Raw genomic sequence first — 26293 nt, 5'->3', positions numbered from 1 at the left:
CCTACGCGAACTGGCAGACAAAAGTCTGCCAGCTCTGACCGGAGACGGCGATCAGGGGGCCGTCCTGGCGCTTGCTGTCGCGGACGGCTCGGCCGTGGTCGGTTGTGGCGGCGACCTCTACGCAGTCGCCCTGCTGTCCGGAGTACGACGACTTCCCGAAGGTGCTGACAGCCTCGGCCACAATCAGCCTTCTTCCTACGCGAACTGCCCCAGGAATGCCTGCCAGGTCTGACGGGAGACGGCGATCAGGAGGCCGTCCTGCTGCTTGCTGTCGCGGACGGCTCGGCCGTGGTCTGTCGTGGCGGCCACCTCCACGCAGTTGCTCTCCTGCCCCGAGTACGACGACTTCCGGAACGGGCCTATGACCTCGATCATGACGTGTCTTCCTTGAGGGTCCGCAGTGCGCTCCGGATGAGGCTGGCGCTCGCTTCCGGAGCCAGTGCAGACGATCGTAGTAGGTCATACGTATTGGCGTAAGCCGCGAGATCCTCGGGGTCCTCAAGGACCGACGTGCCCCTCAAGTTTTCCAGCGTCACCGCCTCGACGGTTGGCTCCGAGTCGAAGCTGAACGTGGAGAAGGCTGAGGTTGTGGCTGCCAGGAGCCCGGCCTTGAAGGGCAGCACCTGGATCGTGACGTTCTTCCGATTCCCGGCCTCGAGGATCACGGAGAGCTGCTCTCGATGAACCTCGATGTCCACCAGCGGGTGGGCGATGACCGCCTCCCACACGATTGCGGTGTACGTTGCTCCGCCTTCCTCGATCTTCGCCTGACGGCTCTCCCGGATCTTCACCAGCTGGGTGATCCGTTCGGGGGAAACGTAGTTGGGTCCCTCGGTGGTGACCGCCTCGGCGTAAGCGGGGGTTTGCAGCAGACCGGGCACCAACACTGGCTGCCAATCCCGAATGTGGGCGGCGTCGTCCTCCAGCGCGATGTGGTCGAGATAGTCAGGGCGCAGGTGCGCCCCATGCTCCAGCCACCAGCCCCGCTTCTTCGAGTGCTTGGCCAACTCCTCCAGCTTGGACCTCACTTCGGGGTCCGTGACGCCGTACGCATCGAGCAGCAGCCGCACTTCGATGACGCGCGCGGTGACGTGTCCGCTCTCCAGGCGGCTGACCCTGGCCTGGCTCGATGCGATGATCTCCGCGGCCTGCGGCTGGTCGAGTTTGGCTGCGTGCCGGTACTGCCTGAGCGCCGTACCCAAACGCCTGCTGCGTACGGTCGGCCGTCCCCCTGCGGGCATGGGTTCTCCCCTCTCCGGCCGCAACGATGCCACATACGTCATCGCCTTCGAGAGCCCATCACTCGATCGAGTACACAAGTGCATGCATTCACTGGAGAAGGTTGTGAACGTATCGGGAACGTCCGTAGCTTCGCCTCATGTTCCCAACCGCAACCTTCCGCATCCCCAAGCACAGACGGCACGTCCCCGACGCCCGCCAGCGCGTACGCAAGGCCCTCGCCGACTGGGGTGTCACCGCCCAACTCGCCGATTCCGTCGTCCTCCTGGCCAACGAACTCGTCACCAACGCCGTGACCCACTGCCGCGTCTCCGACGCGCAGGTCCAGGTCACGCTCACCCTGCACGGGGACGAGTTAGTCCTGGAGGTCTCGGACCCCGACCGGAACCGGCTCCCCCGGCTCCACCACTCCGCCCCGGACGAGGAACGCGGACGCGGACTCGCACTGGTCGCGGCGCTGGCCGATGGCTGGGGGTGCCGGCAGGAGCCGTACACGAAGTGCGTGTGGGCCCGGTTCCTGCCGGTGGAGGCGGACGCACCGGAGAGGTCCCATGTTCCGGCTGCTCCATGACGCGGTCGTCCGCCTCATGGCCCAACCCGCCGCCCACGAACCGCCGATGGCCGACCTCGCCCGCGAGGTCCGGGCGCCCGATCCCTACGTATGGCGGCTACCGACCCCTCACGACGCCCGCTGGCGCCGCTGGTCCAGGCGTTCCCGTGCCACCGGCCGCTACCTGCCCTTCCCCCACGACGAAGCCTGCTGGCAGACCCCGCCTCCACCCGCGCCGCCGTCCTGGCGGACCGGCGACGACGTGGTGCGGACTTACGTCCGCAACTGCCTCACCCCACCGGGGCATTGATTCCGCCGACGGGCCGACGGACGCTGGTCCGGGCGGGCGAGCGGGCTGTCCGGAGCGTCAGGGGGAGGCGTCCACCGTGTTGTACCGGGGCAAGCGACAGTTCAGGCGGCGCGATACCGGCCTCGTCATATTCCTGCGGGTGTTGATGTTCCTGGTCGCCGTGGCCGGGCTCGTCCTGTGCGTGGACCGGACCGGGCTGCGCCATCCGGCCGTCGTGACGTACAAGAACGCTCCCCTGTGTCCCGTCGGTACGCCTTGGGAGTCGGCCCACGACTGCGTCGCCCGGACCAGCGGCGAGGTCATGGCCAGGGACAGCAGCGAGTCGTGCACCACGGACAGCAACGGACACACGTCGTGCACCACCAGCTACAGCATGGACGTCCGTTTCGACGGGCGCACCCAGTCCCTGGGTGTCGCCAAGGACACGTACGACGACACGGCCCGCGGGGACCGGGCCGAGTTGCGGATCTGGCGGGGTGAGGTGGTGCGGATGGTCGTCGGGGGGCACACCGAGGGGTATCTGACGTCCTCGGAATGGGCGCTCGCGGGGTGGCTGATCCTCGGGTGGGCCTTGCTGGCGGCCGCCTGGCTGGCCCTCTTCGGGCTGTGGCTGTACCCGCTGCTGGGTGGCTGGCTCGTCCTGACCGTGCCGTATCTGACCGTCGCCTACAACCTTCTCGGGCTCAACCCGATGGGCGTGGTGGGCTGGAGCGTCACGGCCCTGTTCACCGTGGCGGGCGTGTGGATCACCGGCCGCACGCTCACGTCCACGATCTGACCGCCGCCGCCCGGCAGCCGGAAGGGGTGCCCGGCCGCCACCGGACACCCCCCTTCTACGGCCGCACCGCTCACGCCACCGTGCAGCTCACACTCGGCACACCCCCGCCCCCGGGTGCCCCGCCGAAGCCGAAGCTCGCCGAACCGCCCGCCGCGAGCGCCCCGTTGTGGGCCGCGTTCGTCGCGGTGACCGTCGATCCGGTCTGGGTGTACGACGCGTTCCACATGCTGGTGACCTTCTGCGAGCCGGGCCAGGTCCAGGTCACCTTCCAGGAACCGATCGCCGACGTCCCGGTGTTGGTGACCTTCACGTCGGCGTTGAAGCCGCCGCCCCAGTCGCTGCTGACGGTGTACGCGGCGGAGCAGGTGGCCGTACCGCCGCCGGGACCACCCGGATCGCCGCCCCCGCCCGCGAAGCCCGGCGCCTTGATGCTCGTCAGGTAGCCGTCCTTCACCGTGTCCACCGTCTGCCAGTCGTCCTTGAGGATGCCGCCCGTGTCACCGGAGTTCGGGTTCCAGGACCAGAAGGTCCAGTGGAAGGAGTCCGCGCCGTACGCCGACGTGGGCCGCAGGTAGTCCACCAGCGCCGACAGCCACCTCTGGTCGACCGTCGACTGGAGCGTCGTACCGAACTCGCCCACCCACACGGGGGCGATGTTCTGCTTGAAGATGTAGCCCCAGTACTTGTCCCAGATGCCGGGCATGTTCGCGGGGAACGCGGGGTCGCTGAACCAGCTCTGCTGGGCCACGCTGGTCGCGTAGTCGTGGGCGGAGTAGACGACCCGGTTCGGGACGTCGAGCTGCACCGGGTACTGGGCGACGCCCATCAGGTTGCCGCCCCACCAGCCGGAGACCCCGTTGAACGTCTGCACGCCCTCCACGAAGATCAGCAGGTCGGGGTTGACGGAGAGGACGGCGTTCCCGGCGCGCTGGGCAGCGAGCCGCCAGTCCCTCGTCGTGTCGCCGCAGCCCCAACAGGCCGGGTCGTGCGGCTCGTTGTGCAGGTCGATGCCCACGACGGTGGGGTTCCCGGCGTAACGCCCCGCCAGGGACCTGAGGTTGGCGATCCACGTCGACTCCGGGACCGCCGAGGTGTACCAGAGCGCCGACTGGCCGGCGCCGTCCGGGCGGTGCCGGTCCAGGATGACCTTGATGCCGCCCTGACCGGCGTATCCGACGATCCTGTCCAGGACCTGGAGGGAGGTGAGGCCTTGCAGGTCGGCGTTCTTCCCGGCGGAGAAGTCGATGCTGCTGGGGACGGCGCCGGGCTTGAGGATGTCGTCGCTGAAGGGGAGCCGGAGGGTGTTGTAACCCGTCGCCCTGATCTGGTCGATCATGCTCTTGTAGTCGCGGGCCCAGAGGCCGTGGACGACGTTGTTGGAGGTCTCGAAGCCGAACCAGTTGATGCCGGCGACGCGGACCGGCTGCCCGGACGCGTCCAGGATCTGGCGGCCACTGGTGTGCCAGTAGCCCGCTCCCACGGCGTCCGCCGCGTGGGCCGGCGGGGCCGAGGCCAGGGGGATCAGCGGCAGCAGGAGTGCGGCGGCGGCCGCGCACAGCGCTCTGCGCAAGGTGCGGAACATGTCGCTGCTTTCTCTCGGGGGCGCGGGCCGGAACGAGTGGGAGCGCTCCCACAACCGCGCCTTCCATGGAAGAGGGATCACATGGACACGTCAAGACAGTCGACGCCACCTGGTGCACAAATCGGCTACGGCCGCCTCCGCCGCAGTCGGCCGAGGCCGAACAGGGCCAGAAGGACCGCCCCCACCGCTACCGCGCCCACCTTCACGCTCCCGCTCATCCCCGCGTCCCCGCCCTCGCCCGAGCCCGCGGAACTCCCGCCGCCGGAGGGCGACTCGGATGCCTCGTCCCCCGGCGCGTCCTCCGCCTGCACCTCGCTCCCGGCGCCCTCCGTGCCGTACATGAGCTTCGAGCCGTCGGCGGAGAAGGTGACGGACTCGCCCTGGCGTTGCAACGGCACGTCGAGGCGGCCGATCCGCTTGGGGACGCCGCCGTTCCAGTCGTAGTCGATGCCGCCGAAGTAGCCGCGTACGGCGAGGCGTTCGCCGTCCGGGGAGAGGGCGGCGTCGGTGGCCCACAGCTCGATGGGGGCGACGGGCCGGAAGACGTTCTTGCCCGAGGCGGACAGCTCGGCCGGGGCCTCGTACAGGTGGCCGCCCTCCTCCTTCTTGTCGATGATGTACACGCGCCCCGTCTTGGGATGGACGAGCAGCGACTCGGCGTCACGGGCGCCGTCGGAGTACGTGACGACGTACTGCGTGGCGCGCACGGTCGCGTTCTTCAGCTCCTTCGGCTCGGGCAGCTCGTAGATCCACACGTACGGCCAGGTGCCGCCGAGGTTGTCGCCGATGTCACCGACGTAGATCCGGTTGCCGGGGCCGATGGAGATCGCCTCGACGTCGCGCGGGGTGCCGATGCCGGTGAGGGTGAGGCGGGCGACCGTCTTTCCGGTGGAGCCGTCGACGGCGTAGAGGTAGGGGCCGTCCTCGCTGTCGTTGTGCGTCCAGTAGATGCCGGGGTGCTGGCGGGAGGCGGCCAGCCCGCTGGACTCGGTGATCCTCGGGTCCTCGATCGTGAAGCTCTTGTCGCCGTCGGCGGCGGAGGCGGGCGCGGCGAGCGCACCCACGAGCAGGGCCCCGGCAAGGAGGGCGAACGGTCGGCGCATGCCCCCAAGACTGCCATCCCGCACACCTGTTCCGGGCTCGTGGCCCGGCTCACATCCCACGCGCCGCTCCCGTCCCTCATGATGAGCGGATGCTCAGGATCATGCCCGTCGGCGACTCGATGACGATCGGCAGCTCGGGCGAACTCACGTGGCGTCACCGCATGTGGCGGCACCTGTGCGCGACGTACGGCGGCCCGGTCACGCTCGTCGGCCCCCGCGAGACGCTGTACGACAAGGCCGCGGACGCCCCCACCTCGTACTCCTACGCCGACCCCGACTTCCCCCGGCACCACCTGGCCGGCTGGGGCGAGGGCTGGCTGCACATGGCACCGCTCATCGGCGACGCGGTCCGCGACTGCCGGGCGGACATCCTGCTCGTCTCCCTCGGCCTGATAGACCTCGGCTTCTACACGAACGCCGAACAGACGGCGCAGAACGTACGCGCCTTCGTGGAACAGGCGCGGACGGCGAACCCCCGGATCGGCATGGTCCTCCTGCCGGTGATCCCCAACATCCGCGCCACGACCGACGAGCCGTTCGGCGCCCAGGTCGCCCACTTCAACGAGCTCCTGGCGAAGACGGCCGCCGACCTGAACGCGCCGCCCTCCCCCCTCCTCCTCGCCTCGATCCCGGAGACCTGGGACATCGACACCGACACCTACGACGGCACCCACCCGAACGCGAACGGCGAACACCAGCTGGCCGGCGCCTTCGCGGAGGCGCTGCACCAGGGGTGGGGGCTGGGCGGGGCTTACGGGGCCTGAGGCCGACGACCGCCCCTGCGGCCCGCGCCTTCTGGCGGGAGGAGCGCCAGATGACCATCCTGGAAGACAGGATCGAGATCGACATGGCCGACGAGAACGTCAAGCGCTTGGACGAGTGGTTTCGAGCGCCTTGAGCGGATGCCCACCCCCGAGGGATACAAGGTCGAGATCGTCGGGGGCAGCGTCTTCGCGACTCCGCAGCGGGACATCCACTGGGAAACCGTTCGCGAGCTCCTCTGGGCTCTCGAGGACCGTTTGGGAAGGCGGCACACGCGGGTCCTCTCCGATGTCCGGGTGGACTTCCCCGGTCATGAGAACGGCTCTGCCCCGACGTGGCCAAGTTTCGCGACGGGGCGGCGAAGGACGACGCGGGCCGCTGGAAGTACGAGGACATCGAGTTCATCGGAGAGGTCATCTCCAGGGGTACGGCGCCCAACGACTACGGCGCCAAGAAGACGGCCTACGCGGTCGCCGGCGTCCCCTTGTACCTCATCGCCGATCCCTACCTGGGCAGGTGCACCGTCTACACCGAGCCCAAGGACGGCGGCTACCAGTGCGAGCCAAGGGTCGACTACGGGACCGACGTCGACCTGACCACCACTGCCCTGGACCTCACCCTCAAGACCGACACGTTCCCCCGCGACTGACCGCCCGCCCTTGCATCGAGCGCACTCCAAGCCGTTGGCTTGTGGCTCATGAAGTACACGCAGCTCGGACGCACCGGACTCAAGGTCAGCCGACTGGTCCTCGGGACCATGAACTTCGGACCGCAGACAGACGAAGCCACCAGCCACACCATCATGGACGCGGCGCTGGACGCGGGGATCAACTTCTTCGACACCGCGAACGTGTACGGCTGGGGTGAGAACAAGGGCCGTACCGAGGAGATCATCGGGAACTGGTTCGCGCAGGGCGGCGAGCGGCGCGACAAGGTCGTGCTCGCCACCAAGATGTACGCCAACATGGCCGCCTCCGACGACGCCTGGCCCAACCACGACAAGCTCTCCGCGCTGAACATCCGGCGGGCGGTGGACGCCTCGCTGAAGCGGCTCCGGACCGACTACATCGATGTCTACCAGTTCCACCACGTCGACCGGAGCACTCCTTTCGAGGAGATCTGGCAGGCCATCGACGTGCTCGTGCAGCAGGGCAAGATCCTCTACGTCGGGTCCAGCAACTTCCCCGGCTACAAGATCGCCCAGGCCAACGAGATCGCCGCCCGGCGCGGCGGCACCATCGGTCTGGTCAGCGAGCAGTGCCTCTACAACCTGGCCGAGCGGCGCGCCGAGATGGAGGTCATCCCGGCCGCGCAGGAGTACGGCCTCGGGGTGATCCCCTGGTCGCCGCTGCACGGCGGGCTGCTGGGCGGGGTCATCAAGAAGGAGGTCGAGGGCGGGCGCCGGGCGAGTGGCCGGGCCGCCGACACCCTGGCGAACCCCACCTCCCGCGCGCAGATCCAGGCCTACGAGGACCTGCTGGAGAAGCACGGTCTGGAGCCCGGCGAGGTCGCGCTGGCCTGGCTGCTCACCCGGCCCGGCGTGACCGGACCGATCGTCGGCCCGCGCACGGCCGAGCAGCTCGTGTCCGCCGTGCGCGCGGTCGAGCTGGAGCTGAGCGAGGAACTGCTGGCCGGCCTCGACGAGGTGTTCCCCGGCCCGGGTCCCTCCCCGGAGGCCTTCGCCTGGTAGGCGGGCAGCCTGCGGCAGGAGCGTACGGCAGCGGCGTGCGGCGGCGGTCGGTTACCTTCCGAGCGCCGCCGCCACCGCGACCAACACGAACATCAGTACAAGCGCACCGGCCATGATCCGGTTCCGGGTCTTCGGGTCCACCCTTCGAGCCTAACCGGCCCCGCCGAGCGCCCAGCAGCCGACCGGCTCATAGTGCGGCTGCTCCCCCGGCACCCCGGACCTCGGGAGGTCGCTGCGCACGAGTGTCAGCTCCCGTACGGTCCACTCGCGGCCGGCGAAGGCGTGCAGCGAGTCGACGTACGGGCGGGTGTCGAGGGCCTCGCGGCTGCGGGCCACCGTCAGGTGGGCCTTGTAGCGGCGGTGCTCCCCCAGGTCCAGGCCCGCCTTGCGGCCCGCGGCCTCCGCCCGGTCGGCGAGCAGCCGCAGTTCCGCCACCCCGCCCGCCGCCCCGGTCCACAGGGCCCGCCCGTGGCCGAACTGGCCGCCGCCGCGCAGCGCCAGCGCGAAGGGTGCGGTGCGGCGGGCGGCCCGCTCCAGCCGCGCCGACAGTTCCGGTACGGCCTCCTCGTCGACCTCGCCGTAGAAGGCGAGCGTGAAGTGCCAGCCGGGGCGGCCCGTCCAGCGGAGTCGGCCGGCGCCTGGCAGCTCCTTCAACGCGGCGACCTCGGCGGCGAGTTCGCTGGTCACGTCCTGCGGGGGCAGCACGGCGGCGAAGAGTCTCATGGGGCCAGTGTGCCTTCCGTCACCGGCCCTCGAGCGAGTCATGCCGCCGGAGCCAGTTCCTTCCGCCGTTCCCTCGGGACGAACCGCAGGGTCGGGTGACCGTGGTGCCAGCCGACCGCGAGGCGCAGGCCGCCGACGCGGGCCAGGACCAGACCGATGACCGCCGCCGCGAGCGCGGAGACGGCGCCGCCCGCCGCGAGGCCCGCCCGGACGCCGTACGCGTCGGTGATCCAGCCGGCGATCGGCGCTCCGACCGGGGAGCCACCGAGGAAGACCATCATGTAGAGGGCCATGACGCGGCCGCGCATGGCCGGGTCGGTGCCCATCTGGATGGTGGTGTTCGCGGTGACGTTGACCGTCATGCCGAACATGCCGATCGGCACCATGAGCAGGGCGAACAGCCACAGCGAGGGGGCCACCGCGGCGGCCAGTTCCAGCACGCCGAACGCCACCGCCGCCGCGACCAGCACCCGCATCCGGGAGGTTCCCCGTCGGGCGGCGAGGAGCGCGCCGACCAGGGAGCCGACGGCCATGAGGGTGTTGAAGAGGCTGTAGGAGCCCGCGCCCGCGTGGAAGACGTCGTCGGCGAAGGCGGTGAGGTAGACGGGGAAGTTGAAGCCGAAGGTGCCGATGAAGCCGACCAGGACGATCGGCCAGATCAGGTCCGGGCGTCCGGCGACGTAGTGCAGGCCCTCCCGCAGCTGGCCCTTGCCGCGCGGGGCGCGCTGGACGGCGTGCAGTTCGCGGCCACGCATCAGCAGCAGTCCGGCGATGGGCGCGACGAAGGAGAGGCCGTTGGCGAGGAACGCCCAGCCGGTGCCGACGCCCGTGATCATCAGGCCGGCGACGGCGGGGCCGACGAGGCGTGCGGACTGGAAGTTGGCGGAGTTGAGGCTGACCGCGTTCTGGAGCTGGTCCGGGCCGACCATCTCGGAGACGAAGGACTGGCGGGCCGGGTTGTCCAGGACCGTCGCGAGTCCGACGGCGAAGGCGGCGATGTAGACGTGCCAGACCTCGACGTGGCCCGAGAGGGTGAGCAGCGCGAGCGCGATCCCGGTGACGGCCATGGCCACCTGGGTGAAGAGAAGGATGCGGCGCTTGGGCAGGCGGTCGACGAGGACACCGCCGTAGAGGCCGAACAGGAGCATCGGCAGGAACTGGAGGGCCGTCGTGATGCCGACGGCGGTGGCGGAGCCGGTGAGGCTGAGCACGAGCCAGTCCTGGGCGATGCGCTGCATCCAGGTGCCGATGTTGGAGACGACCTGGCCGGCGAAGAACAGGCGGTAGTTCCTGACCTTCAGGGAGCTGAACATCGAGGACCTGCCGGTGCCCCCGGGCGGGCCGGGGGGAGAGTCGTGGGTGGTCGGTGCGGGGGCGGAGTCTGCTCCGGGTCCCGTACTCAAAAGGGTCGCCTCCTCGGTAAGTGCCTACAGGTGTGCGAGCTTCTCCAGGACGGGGGCGGCGGCACGCAGCTTCGCCCACTCGTCCTCGTCGAGACCGTCGACCAGGGTGGCCAGGAAGGCGTTCCGCTTGGCGCGGCTCTCCGCGAGCATGGCCTCGGCCTGCTCGGTCTTCGTGACGACCTTCTGGCGGCGGTCCTCGGGGTGAGGCTCCAGCCGGACCAGTCCCTTGGCCTCCAGGAGCGCCACGATGCGGGTCATCGACGGCGGCTGTACGTGTTCCTTGCGGGCCAGCTCACCGGGGGTGGCGCTGCCGCACAGGGAAAGGGTGCCCAGCACCGACATCTCGGTGGGGCTCAGTGACTCGTCGACGCGCTGGTGCTTGAGCCGACGGGACAGCCGCATCACGGCGGATCGCAGGGAGTTCACGGCGGCAGCGTCGTCGCCATGCGTAAGGTCCGACATGTATTTAGAGTAACTCATTACTCTCGCTAAGGACTACTCGGGGGCGCCTGCCTTCCCGTGACGCGCGCCACTGAACCGCCGGACCACCCGAATATCACTCATACGGGTGGTGGGGGAGCGGAACGTCACCCGAAACCCCGGACCGTGCCACGACCCTCTAGCCATGGGGACCGATGTGCTCAGCCTGCGGATAGACCACGAACTGCTGGAGCGGCTCCGGCACCACGCCGCCAAACGGGGAATGAGCGTCCAGGACTATGTCGTCCAGACGCTCATTCGCGATGACTTCGACGAGCGGTTCCAGACCGCGGTCGAGGAGACGGAGAAGTTCTACGGCCTCGCCTGAGCCGCGTGACACGGCTCGGGCGAGACCTAGGGCGGCTCAGGTCAGGCCCAGGGCCGGCATCAGGTAGTAGAAGGCGAACACGGCCGAGACCACGTACATCGGGACCGGGACCTCCCGGCCGCGCCCGGCCGCCAGGCGCAGGACCGCGAAGGTGATGAAGCCCATGCCGATGCCGTTGGTGATCGAGTAGGTGAACGGCATCATCACCATCGTGATGAAGGCCGGGATCGCGATCGTGTGGTCGGCCCAGTCGATCTCCTTGACCGAACCGGCCAGGATCAGGAAGCCGACCGCGAGCAGGGCCGGCGTGGCCGCCTGGGACGGGACCATCGTGGCGACCGGTGTCAGGAACAGGGCGACGGTGAAGAGACCGCCGGTGACGAGGTTCGCGAAGCCGGTGCGGGCGCCCTCGCCGACGCCGGCCGTGGACTCCACGAAGGCGGTGGTGGCGGAGGAGGAGCTGGCGCCACCGGCGGCGACGGCGAGACCGTCGACGAAGAGGACCTTGTTGATGCCGGGCATCTGGCCCTGCGCGTCGGTCAGCTTGGCCTCGTCGCTGACGCCCATGATCGTGCCCATCGCGTCGAAGAAGCACGACAGCAGCACGGTGAAGACGAAGAGGACGCCGGTCAGTACACCGACCTTGTCGAAGCCGCCGAAGAGGCTGAACTCGCCGATGAGCCCGAAGTCGGGGGTGGCGACGGGGTTGCCGGGCCACTCAGGGGTGGTCAGACCCCAGGACGGCACGGTGGCGACGGCGTTGATGATCAGCGCGAGGGCGGTCGTCGCGACGATCGAGATGAGGATCGCGCCGGGCACCTTGCGGACGATCAGGGCGAGCGTCAGCAGCGCGCCGAGGACGAAGACGAGAACCGGCCAGCCGTTCAGGTGACCGTCGCCGCCGAGCTGGAGCGGAACGGTGGTCTGGGCGACGTCCGGGATGCGGGTGACGAAGCCGGAGTCGACGAGGCCGATCAGCATGATGAACAGGCCGATACCGATGCTGATGGCCTTGCGCAGGCCGAAGGGCACGGCGTTCATGACGCGCTCGCGCAGACCGGTCGCCACCAGCAGCATGACCACGAGGCCGGCGAGGACGACCATGCCCATCGCGTCCGGCCAGGCCATCCGGGGGGCGAGCTGGAGCGCGACGACGGAGTTGACGCCGAGACCGGCGGCCAGCGCGATCGGCACGTTGCCGATGACGCCCATCAGCAGCGTCGTGAACGCGGCCGTCACGCAGGTGGCGGTGACGAGCTGGCCGTTGTCGAGCTGGTGCCCGTACATGTCCTTCGCGCTGCCCAGGATGATCGGGTTCAGCACGATGATGTAGGCCATCGCGAAGAAGGTGGCGAAGCCGCCCCTGATCTCCCGGGGCAGCGTGCTGCCCCGCTCGGAGATGCGGAAGAAGCGGTCGAGCGCGCCGTACGCGGGCGGCTCGCCCGGTTCTTCGGGCGAGGGGACCTTGGCGGGGGCCGAGGTGGACATGTGGAACCTCATCACCGGCGGACATCCCCCATGCCGCTTCGGTGCTTCCTACGAATGAATATGGTCAAAGGCAAACCGTTTCAGTATGAACACATAAATCGGGGAACACCATCTCCGCGCGTAGACCTGATCGCCTCGTAGGCTGTCCCCCATGGCGAAGTGGACCCCCAAGCACGAGGCGCCGGAGCCCCTGGAGGGCCCCGTGGTCGCCACCATCACCGGCGGCACGATCCTCTGGTTCGCCCTCTTCCTCGTCCAGCTGCCCTTCTACGGCTGGTTCGACGATCACGGCCACCTGTGGTGGCTCTGGACCTGCCTCGCGGGCGGCGGTCTCGGGTTCATCGGCATCTGGTACGTCCGCAGGCGCGACGCGGCGATCAAGCGGGGCGCCACCGAAGAGGACTGAAGAGGGCCGAAGAGGACTGGACGGGGCGTAGTACCGGCGCACGACGGCCGTCCTCCCCAGGTCGGATCTTCCGGGCCTCCGGCGGGTGAACGCCCCCATCCGCACGTACCGTCGATCTCATGACCCATACCGACGCCGCCGCCACCGCCCCGGCCCCCACGGCGACCGGGCTCACCACCGCCGAGGTCGCGGAGCGCGTGGCGCGCGGTCAGGTCAACGACGTACCCGTCCGCAGCAGCCGTTCGGTCGGCGAGATCGTCCGGGCGAACGTCTTCACCCGGTTCAACGCGATCATCGGCGTGCTCTGGGTGATCATGCTGTTCGTCGCGCCGTTCCAGGACAGCCTCTTCGGATACGTCATCCTCGCCAACACCGGCATCGGCATCATCCAGGAGTGGCGGGCGAAGAAGACCCTCGACTCCCTCGCCGTCATCGGCGAGGCCCGCCCGACCGTCCGGCGCGACGGGGTCGCCGTCACGGTCGGCACCTCCGCCCTCGTCCTGGACGACCTCATCGAGATCGGGCCCGGCGACAAGATCGTCGTGGACGGGGTGTGCGTGGAGGCCGACGGCCTGGAGATCGACGAGTCGCTGCTCACCGGAGAGGCCGACCCCGTCGTCAAACGCCCCGGCGACCAGGTGATGTCCGGCAGCTTCGTGGTGGCGGGCGGCGGCGCGTTCCAGGCCACCAAGGTCGGGCGCGAGGCGTACGCCGCCCAGCTCGCCGAGGAGGCGTCCCGCTTCACCCTCGTCCACTCCGAGCTGCGCACCGGCATCTCCACGATCCTCAAGTACGTGACGTGGATGATGGTCCCGGCCGCGATCGGCCTCGTCATCACCCAGCTGTTCGTCAAGGACAACGACCTCAAGGACTCGATCGCGAGGACCGTCGGCGGAATCGTGCCGATGGTCCCGGAGGGCCTCGTCCTGCTGACCTCCGTCGCCTTCGCGATCGGGGTGATCCGGCTCGGCCGCAAGCAGTGCCTCGTCCAGGAACTGCCGGCCATCGAGGGCCTCGCCCGCGTCGACACCGTCTGCCTGGACAAGACCGGCACCCTCACCGAGGGCGGCATGGACGTCACCGAGGTCCACATGCTCAACGGCAGCGACGTCGGGTACGTACGCAAGGCGCTCGGCGCGCTCGGCGAGTCCGACCCCCGGCCCAACACCTCCCTCCAGGCGATCATCGACGCCTACCCGGACGCCGAGGACTGGCGCTGCACCGAGGCCCTGCCCTTCTCCTCCGCCCGCAGGTACAGCGGCGCCGCCTTCAGCGAGGGCGACGGCGAGAGCAGCACGTGGCTGCTCGGCGCCCCCGACGTACTCCTCGCCGCCGACGACCCCGCCCTCGCCGAGACCGAGCGGCTCAACGAGCAGGGCCTGCGGGTGCTGCTGCTCGCCCGGACCGTCCGCGGCCTCGACGACCCCGAGGTGGCCCGCGGCGCCCGCCCCACCGCCCTGGTCGTCCTGGAGCAGCGGCTGCGCCCCGACGCGGCCGACACCCTGCGCTACTTCGCCGAGCAGGACGTCCGCGCCAAGGTCATCTCCGGCGACAACGCGGTGTCCGTGGGCGCCGTGGCCGCCAAGCTGGGCCTGGACGGCCGTACGGTGGACGCGCGCGGGCTGCCCGCCGAGCGGGACGCGATGGCCGCGGCGCTCGACGAGGGCACGGTGTTCGGCCGGGTCACCCCGCAGCAGAAGCGGGACATGGTCGGCGCCCTCCAGTCACGCGGGCACACCGTCGCGATGACCGGCGACGGCGTCAACGACGTCCTCGCGCTGAAGGACGCGGACATCGGCGTGGCGATGGGATCGGGTTCGGAGGCGACGCGGGCGGTCGCCCAGATCGTGCTGCTGAACAACAGCTTCGCCACGCTGCCGTCGGTGGTGGCGGAGGGCCGGCGGGTCATCGGCAACATCACGCGGGTGGCCACGCTGTTCCTGGTGAAGACCGTGTACTCGGTGCTGCTCGCGCTGCTGGTGGTGTGCTGGCAGGTGGAGTACCCGTTCCTGCCCCGCCACCTCACCCTGCTGTCGACGCTGACGATCGGCGTCCCGGCGTTCTTCCTCGCCCTCGCCCCCAACAAGGAACGCGCGCGGCCACACTTCGTGCGGCGGGTGATGCGGTACTCGATCCCGGGCGGTGTGCTGGCCGCCGTGGCGACCTTCACGACGTACCTGATCGCCCGTCACCACTACACGGGCGAGGGGGCCTTGGAGGCCGAGACGAGCGCCGCGACACTGACCCTGTTCCTGATCTCGATGTGGGTGCTGGCGATCATCGCCCGGCCCTACACCTGGTGGCGGGTCCTGCTGGTGGCGTCCATGGGCTCGGCCTTCGTGGTCGTGCTGGTGGTGCCGTGGCTCCAGGACTTCTTCGCGCTGAAGCTGATCGGGATGACGATGCCGTGGATCGCGGTGGGCGTCGCGGCGGTCGCGGCGGCCGTCCTGGAGTTCCTGTGGAGGAGGGTCGACCGCCGCGTGGCCGCCTAGCGCTCGGCAGGTGCGCTGACCGGCGCCGCACTGACGACCACGGGAAAGGCCGGGTCCCCGCCGGCTGCGGGGACCCGGCCTCTGATGAGGAGTCCGCGAGGGCTCGGTGACGTCAGCGCACGTCGATGTAGTCGCCCGTGGCGTTGACCGCCGGGGTGGTGGAGGTGCCCGCGAAGCTGTAGCGGAAGTAGCCGTCCACGGTCGCCTTGACGGTCGTCTTCAGGACGCCCGTCGTGGACGTCTTGATGGTCTTGACCGTGGTGTAGGTGCTGCTGCCCTTCTTACGGAACTGGAGCTTCACCGGCTGGGTGGAGTACCCGGCGTAGGTGTTGCTGTCCCAGTTCGCGCGGGAGAGCTTGCCCGTGACGGTGACGGTCTTGCCCTTCTGCACGGGCTCGGGGGTGGCGTTGGCGGTCAGCTTCGAGGCCCGCAGGAGCTTGACGGTGCCGAAGCCGCCCTTCGCGGTGTAGCCGCTGCCACCGACGGCGAGGGCACCGATGTTCCAGGTGCCGGCGTCGGAGTTGACCAGGTCGTCGTAGTCCGCGGACTCGGCGGGCCGGAACTGGATCTTGGCCGTGCACTTGAGGACCGTGGAGGAGGCGGCCGTGCAGGTGCCGGGGTCGTCGCCGATGAGGACCCGGCTCTCCAGGTTCAGCGTGCTGCCGCGGTAGAGGACCGGGCCGCTGTCGAAGGAGGCGGCGCTCAGGCTCGCGGGCTTGGTCACCGTGTAGCTCGCGGAGACCGTGACCTTCGCGGTGGGGCCGATGACGACGGCCTTGCTGTTGACCTTCACGTTGGAGAAGGTGACCGCGGGACCGGCCGGGGCGGCCTGAGCGGACGGCACGGCGAGGGCGGAGAGGGCGACGGCGCCGATGACGGCGGCGACGGTGGTGGTGGCGCGTACGCGCATGAAGGTTCCTCGAAGAACTAGAGATGTGGCGTGCGAGGGGGCGAGGGGAAAGGCCCGCTCCCCGCCGGATGCGGGGCCGGGCCTTTCCTCTGCGGGGTCAGTCGCTTCAGCGCACGTCGATGTAGTCGCCCGCGGTGGTGACCGCCGGGGTGGTGGAGGTGCCCGCGAAGCTGTAGCGGAAGTAGCCGTCCACGGTCGCCTTGACGGTCGTCTTCAGGGCACCCGTCGTGGACGTCTTGATGGTCTTGACCGTGGTGTAGGTGCTGCTGCCCTTCTTACGGAACTGCAGCTTCACCGGCTGGGTGGAGTAACCGTGGTACTGGTTGTCCTCCCAGTTGGCGCGGGACAGCTTGCCCGTGACGGTGATGGTGGCGCCCTTGCGCACCGGCTCCGGGGCGGCGTTGACGGTGAGCTTGGAGGCGCGCTGGAGCTTGGCGAGCGTCAGGGCGTCGGCCTCCGTGTAGCCGACCTTGCTCCAGTCGATGTCGTCGTCGGCGTACGGGTCCTGGTCGTTCCAGTCGTACGCGTACCCGAGCGCCTTGAAGCTGGTGGCGTCGGAGTTCAGCAGGTCACCGTCGCCGGGACGGATGTCGATGGTGTTCTTGCAGTTGGCCACCGTCGCGGAGACGTTGGTGCAGCTCGGCCAGTTGTCGCCCCACAGGATGTTGGTGGGGTTGCTGAGCGTCCCGCGGTACAGCAGCACGTCGAACTCGATGTCCTCGGCGCTCAGGTCGATGTCCGCGGCGTGCGTGACCTTGAAGGACACGGGGGCCGTCACCTTGCCGGTGGTCCCGACGACGATCGGCTTGCCGTTGTTGACGCTCACGCCGGAGAACTTGAGGTCCAGGGCGTAGGGGGCGGCCGCGGTGGTCGAACCGGTGAACGCGGACTTGCCGGAGGCGGCGCGGTGCGCGGCCTGGAAGAGGTCGGCCTTGCTCGGCGCGCTGTCGGCGGCGTTCGCGGCAGGCACGGCCAGCGCGGAAAGGGCCAGGGCGCCGGAGACGGCGGCCACGGTGGCACGGATGCGCATGCATTCCCCTCGATGGAGAAAGGGGCCCTGACAGTCGTCGTTCCCTACGGCTCGTCTTCACACAGGGCCCAAATGATCACGGAGCCTGTTGGCTCATGTGATCAGATGCGCGACGGATGTGAAGGGTTGTACGAAGTGGTGGAGATTTCCCACCCGTTCACTCCGGCCCCGGCCCGAGCGCCCGGTAAGTCCGGTGCGCCCGAGCCCGTGAGGGTCACGCCGTCGTGCCCGAGGGTCGCGACATCCCGTCAGAGGGTCACGTCGTCGCCTCAGTCGAACCAGCGGTCCCGGGCCAGCTCGTCCGTCCTGGACGGGTCCTCCATCAGGGCCGCCACCTCGAAGCGGCGGGGCCACTGGCCGGCCGCCCAGGCGAGGCCCGCGGCGACGCCCTCCAGGGTGGAGGCGTGGAGGACGCCGTCGTCGGTCAGGCGCCAGTCGATCTCCACGCCGTCGACGACGAGTTCCTCGTGCTCGACGTAGGTGGTGGGGGTGCGCGGGCCGAGGAGGGTGCGTACCGGGTCGGGGACCTCGTGCTCGGCGCCCTCGGAGTGGATCTCGCCGGTCACCGACTCGCTGAGGCGGCGGACCTGGAACAGTTCGGCCAGTCCGGCGGCCCGCGTGGGCCGTACGGGGAGCAGCGGGACGCCCTCCGTGAAGGGCAGCAGGTCGGGGGAGTCGACGACGACCGCGTCGGCCGCGTCCACGACCTCGACCCGGCCGTCGACGACGGCCCGCAGCTCGTCCGGCAGGGTCACCTGCTCCGGGTCCAGCTCCGCCAACGCGCTGTACAGCCCGTGCAGTTGGGCGGCACCGACGGGGCGGTCCGGGTCCGCGAGGCGGTCGAGGAGTTCGGCGGCGCCGCCGGGTTCGTCCAGCAGGGCGGCCACGGAGGTCCGTACGCCCAGGGCGCGCAGGACCTGCTCGTCGTCGAAGCCGGTCGCGTCGGCCTGGTCGTACAGGCCGTGCAGGAGGGGGTCGCCGCCGGCCGCCAGCAGGCCCGCCGGGCGGCGGCCGTCGAGGACGGGGTGTCCGCGCAACCACCAGGCGGTGTACGGGCGTACGACCTCGTGGGTGCCGTCCGGGAGCAGGATCCGGACCGGCTGGGTGAGGGCGTCGCGCAGGGGCGGCTGGGCGAGCAGGGCGAGGGCCTGCGGCCAGCGGTCGTCGTCGACGAGGTCGAGGTCGCGGACGGCGACCAGCTCGGTGGCGACCGGCGGGACGGGCGTGTCCGGGAAGCGGTCGAGGATGTCCTCGGCCCACACGTCCACGGCGTCCAGCAGTCCGGCGTCGTCCGGCTCGGCGAAGTCGCCCTCGCGGGGCTCCAGTTCGTCCGGGTCGAGAACGACGTCCGTGGCGCGCACGAGCGCGAAGTTCGCGAGGACACCGCAGGCGGCGAGGGGCCGCTCGCCCCACTTCTCGGCCAACTCGGAGTCCACGTAGGCGATTTCGTCCTCGCGGATGACCTGGGCGAACGGGCTGCCGGGCAGGACGAGTTCACCGGCCGGGGTCGGCTCCCCCTCCTCGTCGGGCAGGGCGAGGGCGCCCAGCCAGGGCTCCTCTCCCGGTTCCAGGCCCGCGTCGCGGACGAGGGCGAGAACGGTGTCGGCCAGCTCCTCGGCGTCCGGGGTGCCCTGGTCGTCCCAGGCGCCGCCGTCGTCGTCCAGGGACGCGGCCACGGCCGCCCGCACCTGCGGGGTCGTCAGCACCGCTCGCGGCGTCGCGGGCAGCGCCCCCAGCTTCTCCAGCAGCGGATGCGCGGCGTCCGGGTGGGCCACCTTGAGGCCCAGACGGGCGAGGACGTCCGCGTCGAGACGGGCCGCGTCCGAGGTCGGCAGCAGCACCTGACGGGGACCGATCGTGGTCCGGCCGTCGGCCAGGGGCACGGGCAGCCCGGAGAGCCGCTCGGGATCGACCCCGGCGAGGCTCTCGTAGAGCCGGTACCACCACTGCGGGTCCTTCTCCAGCCCGGCCAGCCGGTCGACCGCGTCGGCGAGCGGGACCCGGGCCACCCCGAGCGTGCGCAGCTCCACCCGGCGCTCCAGCCCGGCGGGCAGCAGCGTCTGGAGCACCTCGGCGAGCACCCGTACGGTGTCCGCGCCCGCGCCTTCGACGACCTCGGCGTCCCGGGGCCGCAGCGCCTCGGGCAGCTCCTCCTCGTCCTCGCCCTCGCCCTCCACCGGCTCGGCGGCGGGCGGCAGGAACGCCGTACGCGGCAACCGCTCCAGGATCGCCTGCCGCAGCGCGCCGTCCAGCTCCCCCTTGCCCAGCGGACCCGGCACCAGGTCGATGATCCCGGTGGTCACCGGGCGCCAGCCGGCCAGCAGTCCGGCGTACGCGTCCGCCGCCCGCTGCACCAGATGGTCGGTGAGCGGGCCGGGCGCCGCGTGCCGCCTTGTCGTGTCGAGGGGGAAGGACGCGATGAGCAGCGCGGGCACCCCGAGGGGCTCGTCGCTGGGCGTGGGGGCGTGCAGGACGGGGCTGGTGCGGGGCCGGGCCGGGGCCCCGTCCGCGTCGACCGGTACGGCCCAGGTCACCGACCAGTGGGGCCGCAGCCGCTCTTCCACCGGCCGGTCGGCGAGCAGGTCGGGGGTGAGCGGCCCGTGCGCGGCGGCGATCCGCCACCGGGTCGTCCCCTCCCGCGTGTCCGCTACGACCGTGAGGGCGCCGTCGGCGTCCCGGCGCAGGGTGCGGGGCGCCGCGTCCCCGACCTCGATCACGACCTCCTCCAGGCCCGGCAGGGCGAGGACGAGGGCGTCGTCCACGGCGGTGAGGAGCCGTTCGGCGAGATCGGCGGCGGCCGTGTCGCGCAGCGGCAGGATGACGGCCGTGTCGTACGGCTCGGGGGCCGTGCCCTCGGCCGCGAAGGGCAGCCGCAGCAGCGGCACATGGCCCTCACGGCGCCGGATCTCGTCGCCCAGGCCCGGACTGTGCCGGGCGGTCTCCGAGGCCAGCAGGCGGGCCTCCGCCAGGGACCAGCGGACACCGCCGTGCCGGCCGACGACGGCGGGCTCGTCGGTCACCGCGAGGACGGCGGCGAAACCGACGCCGAAGCGGCCGATCGCCGTCTGGGTGGCTTCGCGTTTCGCGGAGGCGCGGAGGGTGGAGAGGGACTCGACGCCGGCGGCGTCCAGCGGGGCGCCGGTGTTCGCGGCGACCAGGACGCCCTCGCGGAGGGTCAGGCGCAGCCGGCCGGGCACGCCCGCACGGGCGGCCGCGTCGGCGGCGTTCTGCGCCAGCTCCACGACGAGGCGGTCACGGTAGCCGCCGAGGACCAGATCCTCCTCGGCGTTCGCGTCCTCCCGGAAACGGGCGGGACTCGTCGCCCACGCGTCCAGCACTCCGCGCCGCAACCGGGCCGTCCCGAACGGATCGGCCCCCTCGGCCGCCGGTCGCACGAACTTGCTCACGTCGGTTCACTCTCCTCATCGCCGTGAGCTCGAAGGTACCGCGAGCGGCTGGCTCCGCCGGTTCCGCACCACGAGGGGCCGGCCCCCTCCAGCCCCGCCCAGGGGGCTCCGCCCCCTGACCCCCCGGACCTTTGCCCACCCACCACCCGACTCGGTCGGCCATAACGCACCGCTTGGGGGCTCCGCCCCCGGACCCCCGGGCCTTTGCCCACCCACCACCCGACTCGGTCAGTCATGACTCCGCCGCCCGGGGGCTCCGCCCCCAGCCCCCTGGCCTACGCCGCCCACCACCCGACTCGGTGAGACGAAAAGCGGCGGTCAGGTGTCTCAGCCCGTCCGGCGCTCGAGCACGAGGCCGTTCAGGCCGAAGCGGGGGGCTGGGGGCGGCAGCCCCCAGGGTCGGGACGGGAAGGGGCGGCGGGGGCGAAAGAAGCCCCCGCTACGAGTGCCCCAGCTCCGCCGACTCCTCGTCCGGCACCGCCGGCACAGACCCGGAGTCCGGCGCCGGCCGCAGCGGGAACGGGTCGACACGGTTCTCGTCGATCACCGGCTCCGCGGGCCGGGGCGGCTTGGGCATGACGGCCGCCTCCGAGTGCCCCCCACAGCCGTACGCCAGCGACACCACACGCCCGTCCGCCGGTGAGAACTCGTTCGCGCAGACCCCGAACGCCTGCCCCAGAGAACCGCCGATCGGCGTCAGGAAGCCGCAGCTGACGCAGGACGCCGGCGCCGCCTGCGCCATCGGGGTCTTCGCCCCGAACGCCTCGTCCCACCGGTCCGCGGCGGTGTGCAGGCCGTACCGCGACAGGACGCGCGCCCGCCGCATCCCCAGCTCCTCCGCCACCGCGGGGATGGACCCGCGGGCCGGGACGGCCGGCAGCTTCGCGGGCGGCGCGGCCGTGACCTCGGCGTCCTCCGCCTCGACCAGCTCGGCCATCTCCTCGGAGACGGGCGAGTTCGGCGGCGGGGCCTCCTCGCCGGTGTAGCCCGGTTCCAGACGGAGGTCGTCGGCCTCCGTGGGAAGCAGGTCGCCGGGGCCCATGTCGCCGGGCCGGAGGCGTTCGCTCCACGGGACCCACTCGGGGGCCAGCACCGCGTCCGGACCGGGCAGCAGCACCACCTCGTCCAGCGTCACGGCCTTCGCCCGCGAGGCCCGCGCGACGGTCACCGCCCAGCGCCAGCCCCGGTAACCGAGCTCCATGCACCGGAAGAAGTGCGTCACCACCCGGTCACCCTCGGCGAGGACGCCTACGTGCTCCCCGACCACGCCGGGCGCGGCGGCCTCCTCTGCCGCCGCGCGGGCGAGGTCGACGGCCTCGGCGCACAGGCGGTCGGGGGTGCGGCTTCGCGTGGTCGCTGCGCTCACAGGTATCGCTTCTCTCCTACGCCGTCACTCGGGTGCGGTTGCCACCGGCGGCGGAGCGGACGGAGCGGACCAGTGGGCCGCGTCGACGTCAGCGTCCGATCGCGCTCGGGCGCACCTGTGCCATCCATTGTGGGGGATGGCTGAGATACGCACGCTACCTGTTCGCGGCCGCTCATCCCACACCGACGGTGCTTCTACGGCACTCCGCGCCGAGTTTCCGCGCACTCGTCCCCCCTGCCGGCCCCGGCTCCGGCCCGCCCGCAAGCCGCCCACGAGCCGTGCTGGAGCCGGAAAGTGCACGCCCATACGTGCGGTATCCGCGCTACATACCGGTTTCTCGGGGCACTATGGCGGAGTGGCAGCCGCGAGGACACCCCAGGACGCCACCGGGACCGGTGGGGCGAAGGGCTACAAGGGGAGGGGCCGGGTGAGCGGTTCGGGCCGGATGAACGGGTCCGTCCGCGCGATCGGCCGTGCCCTGCACCTGCCGTTCACCGGAACCGCCCGTGGCATCCGCAAGGCGACGCACGCGCACGGCGCGGGCGAGTCCGGGCTCGGCAAACTGATCGAGCTGCACGCCGTGAACGGCGCGGGCGATGTGATGATCACCATCGCGCTCGCGTCGACCGTGTTCTTCTCGGTCCCCACCGACGAGGCCCGCGGCCGGGTGGCCCTCTACCTCGCCATCACGATGGCCCCCTTCACCCTCCTCGCCCCGGTCATCGGCCCCCTCCTCGACAAGCTGCCGCACGGCCGCCGCGCGGCGATGGCGGGCGCGATGGCCGCGCGGGCGCTCCTCGCCCTGGTGCTGTCCGGCGCGGTCGTCACCGGCAGCATCGAGCTGTATCCGGCCGCGCTCGGCGTCCTGGTGGCGTCGAAGGCGTACGGCGTGGTCAGAAGCGCCGTCGTGCCGCGTCTGCTGCCACCGCGCTTCTCGCTGGTGAAGGCGAATTCCCGGGTCACCCTGGGCGGCCTCCTGGCCACCGGTCTGGCCGCGCCCCTGGGCGGTGGCCTCCAGCTCCTCGGCCCGCGCTATCCGCTCTACGGCGCCTTCGTGATCTTCGTCGCGGGTACGTTCCTGTCCTTCTCCCTGCCGCCCAAGGTCGACTCCTCCAAGGGCGAGGACAGGGCGCTGCTCGCGGCCGACGAGCAGCATCTGCACGGCCCGCACATCCGCCCGGTCAAGCGGCCCGGCCTCCGGACGGTCGGCAACGCGGTCATCCGCGCCCTGGGGGCCAACGCGTCCCTGCGCTGGCTGTCCGGGTTCCTGACGTTCTTCCTGGCATTCCTGCTGCGCGAGCACCCGATGACGGGGCAGAGCGCGGCGGTGTCGCTGGGCATCGTGGCCGTCTCGGCGGGCGTCGGCAACGCGCTGGGCACGTCCGTGGGTGCGGCCCTGCGCTCCCGCGCCCCGGAACTGATCATCGTCACCGTGGTCGCGGTGGTCCTGGGCGCGGTGATCACGGCGGCGATCTTCTTCGGGGCGTTCCTGGTGGCGTGCCTCGCGGCCGTCGCCGGTTTCTCGCAGGCCCTGTCCAAGCTGTCCCTGGACGCGCTGATCCAGCGGGACGTGCCCGAGCTGGTGCGCACGTCGGCGTTCGCCCGCTCGGAGACGATGTTGCAGGTGTCCTGGGTGTTCGGGGGCGCGGTCGGCATCGTGATGCCGCTGAACGGCGCCCTGGGGCTCTCCGTGGCCGCCGTGGTCATCGCCACCGGCTGGGCGACCACCGCCCGGAGCCTGATCGGCTCCGCACGGCACGGCGGCTCCCCCCGGACGAAGGTCGCCTGAGACCGACGGGACCCGACCCGGCACAGCAGCACACCGAACGAAGGCGGCCTGCCCCGCCCCGCCCCGCCGCCCCGCCCCGCGCGGAAGCCGCCCGACCGGCCCCACCCGGCACCGGCCGTCCCGGGCCCCCGGCACGCCGACCCCCGCCCCGGACGAAGTGGCCCGACCCGCCCGGCGCGGTAGCCGCCCCCGGCCGGAAGTCGCCCGCCCGGCCGCCCGACGCAACAGCTGCCCCCGGACGAGATCCCGTCGCCCGGCGCGTCGGCCCGTCCCGGACGAAGGTGGCCCGGCCCCGCGGGCCCAGCCGCGTGGCGTAACCCGCGGCCGCGCCGCACCCCACGTAGAGGGACCGCTGACCGTGCCCGATAGCCTTCGCCCCATGACCTCGATGCGATCCGTTGTGCGACGCCGCCGCGCCGTCGCCGCCGCCGGCGCCGTTTCCGCCGGACTGCTCGTCCTGTCGGCGTGCGACAAGCCGACTCCGCTGTCCACGATCACCGTCGGCTCCTCCTCGGTCAGCTCGGGGGCCACCTGCGGTGGTGAGGACGACGTCCTCGAGCAGGCCGAGCTGGCGAAGTGCCTGGCCGACAAGGGCGTCAAGTCCATCACCGTCGACCCGGACGAGACCGTCCGCTTCGGTGTCGACCCGGACGTCGCCGACCAGCGCTGGACGATCCTGATGAACGGCCAGCCGCTCACCGAGGACAGCAACAAGACCTACCGCACCATCCCGGGCAGCGTCTTCTTCAACGCCCAGTACGGCGCCCAGGGCGACTCGACCCTGGTCACCATCAAGGCGGGCGACGGCAAGAAGGACAGCCAGGCCGCGACCGGCCTGTGGTCGTTCAAGCTGAAGAAGGACGACTGACCACGTCCTCCGCCCGCATCCTCGTGGCCACCGCGGTCCCCGCCGAACGGGACGCGGTGGCACGGGCGTTCCCGGAGCCCGGCCGCCGGGTGCACCTGCCCGGTGTGATCCTGCACCGCACCGGCACGGCGTACGACCTCCTCGCCGCCGGCGTCGGCCCCGCCCTCGCCGCCGCGTCCGTCTCCGCCGCCCTCACCTCCGCCGCCCTGGAGGGCACGCCGTACGGCCTCGTCGTCTCGGCCGGTATCGGCGGCGGGTTCCTTCCCGAAGCGCCCGTCGGCTCCCTGGTCATCGCCGACCCGATCGTCGCCGCCGACCTGGGCGCGGAGACCGCGGACGGCTTCCTGCCGGTCACCGAGCTGGGTTTCGGCACCGTCACCCACCGTCCGCCGCGGTCGCTCCTACGGCAGGCCGTGGAAGCCACCGGAGCCCGCGCCGGCACCGTCCTGACCGTGTCCACGGTCACCGGCACCGCCGCACGGGCCGCGGAACTGCGCGCCCGCCACCCGCGGGCCCTCGCGGAGGCCATGGAGGGCTTCGGCGTCGCCGAGGCCGCCGCCGCGCACGGCACGCCCGTGCTGGAGATCCGCGCGGTCTCCAACCCGGTGGGCCCCCGTGACCGCGCCGCCTGGCGCATCGGTGAGGCACTGGCCGCCCTGACGACGGCGTTCGGGAAGCTCGCACCCGTCCTGGAGAGTTGGAACCGACATGACCACCGACATGACCAGTGACCAGCCGTTGCGGATCGCCTACTCCCCCTGCCCGAACGACACCTTCGTCTTCGACGCCCTGGCCCACGGCCGCGTCCCCGGCGCACCTCCGCTCGACGTGACGTTCGCGGACATCGACATCACCAACGGCATGGCCGAGCGCGGCGAGTTCGACGTGCTGAAGGTGTCGTACGCCGTGCTGCCGTACGTCCTCGACGAGTACGCGCTGCTGCCCTGCGGGGGCGCGCTGGGGCGGGGCTGCGGGCCGCTGGTGCTGACCAAGGAGGCCGGGCTCGACCTCACCGGCCGTACCGTCGCCGTGCCGAGCGAGCGGTCGACGGCGTATCTGCTGTTCCGGCTGTGGGCGGCGGACATGGTGCCCGGCGGGGTCGGCGAGATCGTCGTCATGCCGTTCCACGAGATCATGCCCGCCGTGCGGGACGGGAAGGTCGACGCGGGCCTGGTCATCCACGAGGCCCGCTTCACGTACCGGAACTACGGGCTGCACAAGCTGGCCGACATGGGCGAGCACTGGGAGTCCACGACCGGGCTGCCGATCCCGCTCGGCGCGATCATCGCGAAGCGGTCCCTCGGCACGGCGGTCCTGACCGGCCTCGCCGACTCCCTCCGCGCCTCCGTACGCGCCGCCTGGGACGCCCCCGAGGTCTCCCGCCCGTACGTCATGGAACACGCCCAGGAAATGGACCCGGCCGTCGCCGACCAGCACATCGGGCTGTACGTCAACGAATTCACGGCCGACCTCGGCGAGGACGGCTACGCCGCCGTACGCGGACTGCTCACGCGCGCGGCGGCCGAGGGGCTGGTACCGCCCCTCGGCCCGCGGTCACTCGATTTCCCGTAAGCCGGGCCGACGCTTGC

General features: G+C 71.3%; 26 protein-coding genes. 13 read left to right on the top strand and 13 right to left on the bottom strand.

The genetic code is table 11. The features are described from left to right. Nucleotide 1: 1 nt before the first annotated feature. The 3 genes from ACFWJX_RS04075 to ACFWJX_RS04065 are packed head-to-tail and all read right to left on the bottom strand — an operon-like array spanning nt 2 to nt 1241. Nucleotides 2-181 carry a DUF397 domain-containing protein gene (locus ACFWJX_RS04075; protein ID WP_383236480.1) on the bottom strand — a complete coding sequence of 60 codons (180 nt, stop codon included), beginning with the start codon at nt 179-181 and terminating at the stop codon, nt 2-4. Between the two features lie 14 nt (nt 182-195). Further along, nucleotides 196-375, bottom strand: coding sequence for a DUF397 domain-containing protein (locus ACFWJX_RS04070; protein ID WP_383236477.1), 180 nt, complete (start codon nt 373-375; stop codon nt 196-198). Beyond that, nucleotides 372-1241, bottom strand: a complete 870-nt coding sequence (locus ACFWJX_RS04065; protein ID WP_383236474.1) for a helix-turn-helix domain-containing protein — start codon at nt 1239-1241, stop codon at nt 372-374. Before ACFWJX_RS04065 ends, ACFWJX_RS04070 begins: the two co-directional genes overlap by 4 nt. Nucleotides 1242-1378: 137 nt before the next feature. Here ACFWJX_RS04065 and ACFWJX_RS04060 point away from each other — a divergent pair, with 137 nt between their 5' ends. From ACFWJX_RS04060 to ACFWJX_RS04050, 3 genes are all read left to right on the top strand, one after another. Next, complete coding sequence (locus ACFWJX_RS04060) at nt 1379-1810, top strand: ATP-binding protein (RefSeq protein WP_383236471.1); 432 nt, start codon at nt 1379-1381, stop codon at nt 1808-1810. After that, nucleotides 1791-2099, top strand: a complete 309-nt coding sequence (locus ACFWJX_RS04055; RefSeq protein WP_383236469.1) for a hypothetical protein — start codon at nt 1791-1793, stop codon at nt 2097-2099. The genes ACFWJX_RS04060 and ACFWJX_RS04055 overlap by 20 nt, the downstream gene beginning before the upstream one ends. A 139-nt stretch (nt 2100-2238) precedes the next feature. Continuing rightward, entirely contained in the window at nt 2239-2877 is a 639-nt protein-coding gene (locus tag ACFWJX_RS04050; RefSeq protein ID WP_383236466.1) for a hypothetical protein, read from the top strand. A gap of 70 nt (nt 2878-2947) precedes the next feature. On the opposite strand, the gene ACFWJX_RS04045 is transcribed toward ACFWJX_RS04050, so the two are convergent. After that, a complete protein-coding gene (locus tag ACFWJX_RS04045; protein ID WP_383236463.1) occupies nt 2948-4459 on the bottom strand; it encodes a cellulase family glycosylhydrolase in 1512 nt (503 codons plus the stop codon). Between the two features lie 125 nt (nt 4460-4584). Next, a complete protein-coding gene (locus tag ACFWJX_RS04040; protein WP_383236460.1) occupies nt 4585-5562 on the bottom strand; it encodes a WD40 repeat domain-containing protein in 978 nt (325 codons plus the stop codon). Nucleotides 5563-5651: 89 nt separating this feature from the next. Here ACFWJX_RS04040 and ACFWJX_RS04035 point away from each other — a divergent pair, with 89 nt between their 5' ends. The 3 genes from ACFWJX_RS04035 to ACFWJX_RS04025 all read left to right on the top strand — a co-directional run bounded on the left by ACFWJX_RS04035 (nt 5652) and on the right by ACFWJX_RS04025 (nt 8014). Beyond that, complete coding sequence (locus tag ACFWJX_RS04035) at nt 5652-6326, top strand: SGNH/GDSL hydrolase family protein (protein WP_383236457.1); 675 nt, start codon at nt 5652-5654, stop codon at nt 6324-6326. 332 nt (nt 6327-6658) lie between these two features. After that, complete coding sequence (locus ACFWJX_RS04030) at nt 6659-6973, top strand: Uma2 family endonuclease (protein ID WP_383236454.1); 315 nt, start codon at nt 6659-6661, stop codon at nt 6971-6973. A 48-nt stretch (nt 6974-7021) separates the two neighbouring features. Further along, on the top strand, nt 7022-8014 hold the full coding sequence (locus tag ACFWJX_RS04025; protein WP_383236452.1) for an aldo/keto reductase: 993 nt from the start codon (nt 7022-7024) through the stop codon (nt 8012-8014). A gap of 150 nt (nt 8015-8164) precedes the next feature. Here the strand turns inward: ACFWJX_RS04025 and thpR are convergent, their stop codons facing one another. From thpR to ACFWJX_RS04010, 3 genes are read right to left on the bottom strand one after another with little or no spacing between them, the layout of a single operon-like run. Then, nucleotides 8165-8737 (bottom strand): RNA 2',3'-cyclic phosphodiesterase, encoded by a 573-nt coding sequence (gene thpR / locus ACFWJX_RS04020; protein ID WP_383236449.1) that lies wholly within the window; start codon nt 8735-8737, stop codon nt 8165-8167. 38 nt (nt 8738-8775) lie between these two features. After that, on the bottom strand, nt 8776-10140 hold the full coding sequence (locus ACFWJX_RS04015; RefSeq protein WP_383236446.1) for an MFS transporter: 1365 nt from the start codon (nt 10138-10140) through the stop codon (nt 8776-8778). Between the two features lie 24 nt (nt 10141-10164). After that, a complete protein-coding gene (locus tag ACFWJX_RS04010; protein WP_109000334.1) occupies nt 10165-10602 on the bottom strand; it encodes a MarR family winged helix-turn-helix transcriptional regulator in 438 nt (145 codons plus the stop codon). 163 nt (nt 10603-10765) lie between these two features. Between ACFWJX_RS04010 and ACFWJX_RS04005 the strand changes: the two genes are divergently transcribed. Next, on the top strand, nt 10766-10948 hold the full coding sequence (locus ACFWJX_RS04005; protein ID WP_383236442.1) for a ribbon-helix-helix protein, CopG family: 183 nt from the start codon (nt 10766-10768) through the stop codon (nt 10946-10948). A 36-nt stretch (nt 10949-10984) separates the two neighbouring features. Here ACFWJX_RS04005 and ACFWJX_RS04000 read toward each other — a convergent pair whose 3' ends face one another. Next, on the bottom strand, nt 10985-12436 hold the full coding sequence (locus ACFWJX_RS04000) for an NCS2 family permease (protein ID WP_383236439.1): 1452 nt from the start codon (nt 12434-12436) through the stop codon (nt 10985-10987). Between the two features lie 151 nt (nt 12437-12587). On the opposite strand from ACFWJX_RS04000, the gene ACFWJX_RS03995 reads away from it, so the two are divergent. Both ACFWJX_RS03995 and ACFWJX_RS03990 read left to right on the top strand, forming a co-directional pair. Beyond that, nucleotides 12588-12842, top strand: a complete 255-nt coding sequence (locus tag ACFWJX_RS03995; RefSeq protein WP_383236436.1) for a DUF2530 domain-containing protein — start codon at nt 12588-12590, stop codon at nt 12840-12842. Nucleotides 12843-12961: 119 nt separating this feature from the next. After that, the gene (locus tag ACFWJX_RS03990; protein ID WP_383236433.1) at nt 12962-15334 is read left to right on the top strand and encodes an HAD-IC family P-type ATPase; all 2373 of its coding nucleotides are present in this window, start codon (nt 12962-12964) and stop codon (nt 15332-15334) included. A gap of 112 nt (nt 15335-15446) precedes the next feature. On the opposite strand, the gene ACFWJX_RS03985 is transcribed toward ACFWJX_RS03990, so the two are convergent. The 4 genes from ACFWJX_RS03985 to ACFWJX_RS03970 all read right to left on the bottom strand — a co-directional run bounded on the left by ACFWJX_RS03985 (nt 15447) and on the right by ACFWJX_RS03970 (nt 22047). Beyond that, nucleotides 15447-16244, bottom strand: a complete 798-nt coding sequence (locus tag ACFWJX_RS03985; RefSeq protein ID WP_383236430.1) for a hypothetical protein — start codon at nt 16242-16244, stop codon at nt 15447-15449. A gap of 106 nt (nt 16245-16350) precedes the next feature. Continuing rightward, complete coding sequence (locus tag ACFWJX_RS03980) at nt 16351-17274, bottom strand: hypothetical protein (protein WP_383236427.1); 924 nt, start codon at nt 17272-17274, stop codon at nt 16351-16353. A 269-nt stretch (nt 17275-17543) separates the two neighbouring features. Next, the gene (locus tag ACFWJX_RS03975; protein ID WP_383236424.1) at nt 17544-20681 is read right to left on the bottom strand and encodes a sacsin N-terminal ATP-binding-like domain-containing protein; all 3138 of its coding nucleotides are present in this window, start codon (nt 20679-20681) and stop codon (nt 17544-17546) included. Between the two features lie 439 nt (nt 20682-21120). Further along, nucleotides 21121-22047 (bottom strand): DUF3027 domain-containing protein, encoded by a 927-nt coding sequence (locus tag ACFWJX_RS03970; RefSeq protein ID WP_383236422.1) that lies wholly within the window; start codon nt 22045-22047, stop codon nt 21121-21123. Between the two features lie 355 nt (nt 22048-22402). Here ACFWJX_RS03970 and ACFWJX_RS03965 point away from each other — a divergent pair, with 355 nt between their 5' ends. From ACFWJX_RS03965 to ACFWJX_RS03950, 4 genes are all read left to right on the top strand, one after another. Continuing rightward, nucleotides 22403-23836, top strand: a complete 1434-nt coding sequence (locus ACFWJX_RS03965; RefSeq protein ID WP_383236419.1) for an MFS transporter — start codon at nt 22403-22405, stop codon at nt 23834-23836. A 400-nt stretch (nt 23837-24236) separates the two neighbouring features. After that, on the top strand, nt 24237-24704 hold the full coding sequence (locus ACFWJX_RS03960) for a DUF2771 domain-containing protein (protein WP_383237338.1): 468 nt from the start codon (nt 24237-24239) through the stop codon (nt 24702-24704). Then, entirely contained in the window at nt 24674-25435 is a 762-nt protein-coding gene (locus ACFWJX_RS03955; RefSeq protein WP_383236416.1) for a futalosine hydrolase, read from the top strand. The genes ACFWJX_RS03960 and ACFWJX_RS03955 overlap by 31 nt, the downstream gene beginning before the upstream one ends. Further along, entirely contained in the window at nt 25425-26276 is an 852-nt protein-coding gene (locus tag ACFWJX_RS03950; protein WP_383237335.1) for a 1,4-dihydroxy-6-naphthoate synthase, read from the top strand. The genes ACFWJX_RS03955 and ACFWJX_RS03950 overlap by 11 nt, the downstream gene beginning before the upstream one ends. The last annotated feature ends 17 nt before the right edge of the window (nt 26277-26293 follow it).

Origin of the sequence: Streptomyces sp. NPDC058335 (assembly GCF_042723915.1) — a bacterium.
Lineage (GTDB): Bacteria > Actinomycetota > Actinomycetes > Streptomycetales > Streptomycetaceae > Streptomyces.
This window is presented reverse-complemented; position numbering and strand designations above follow the sequence as displayed.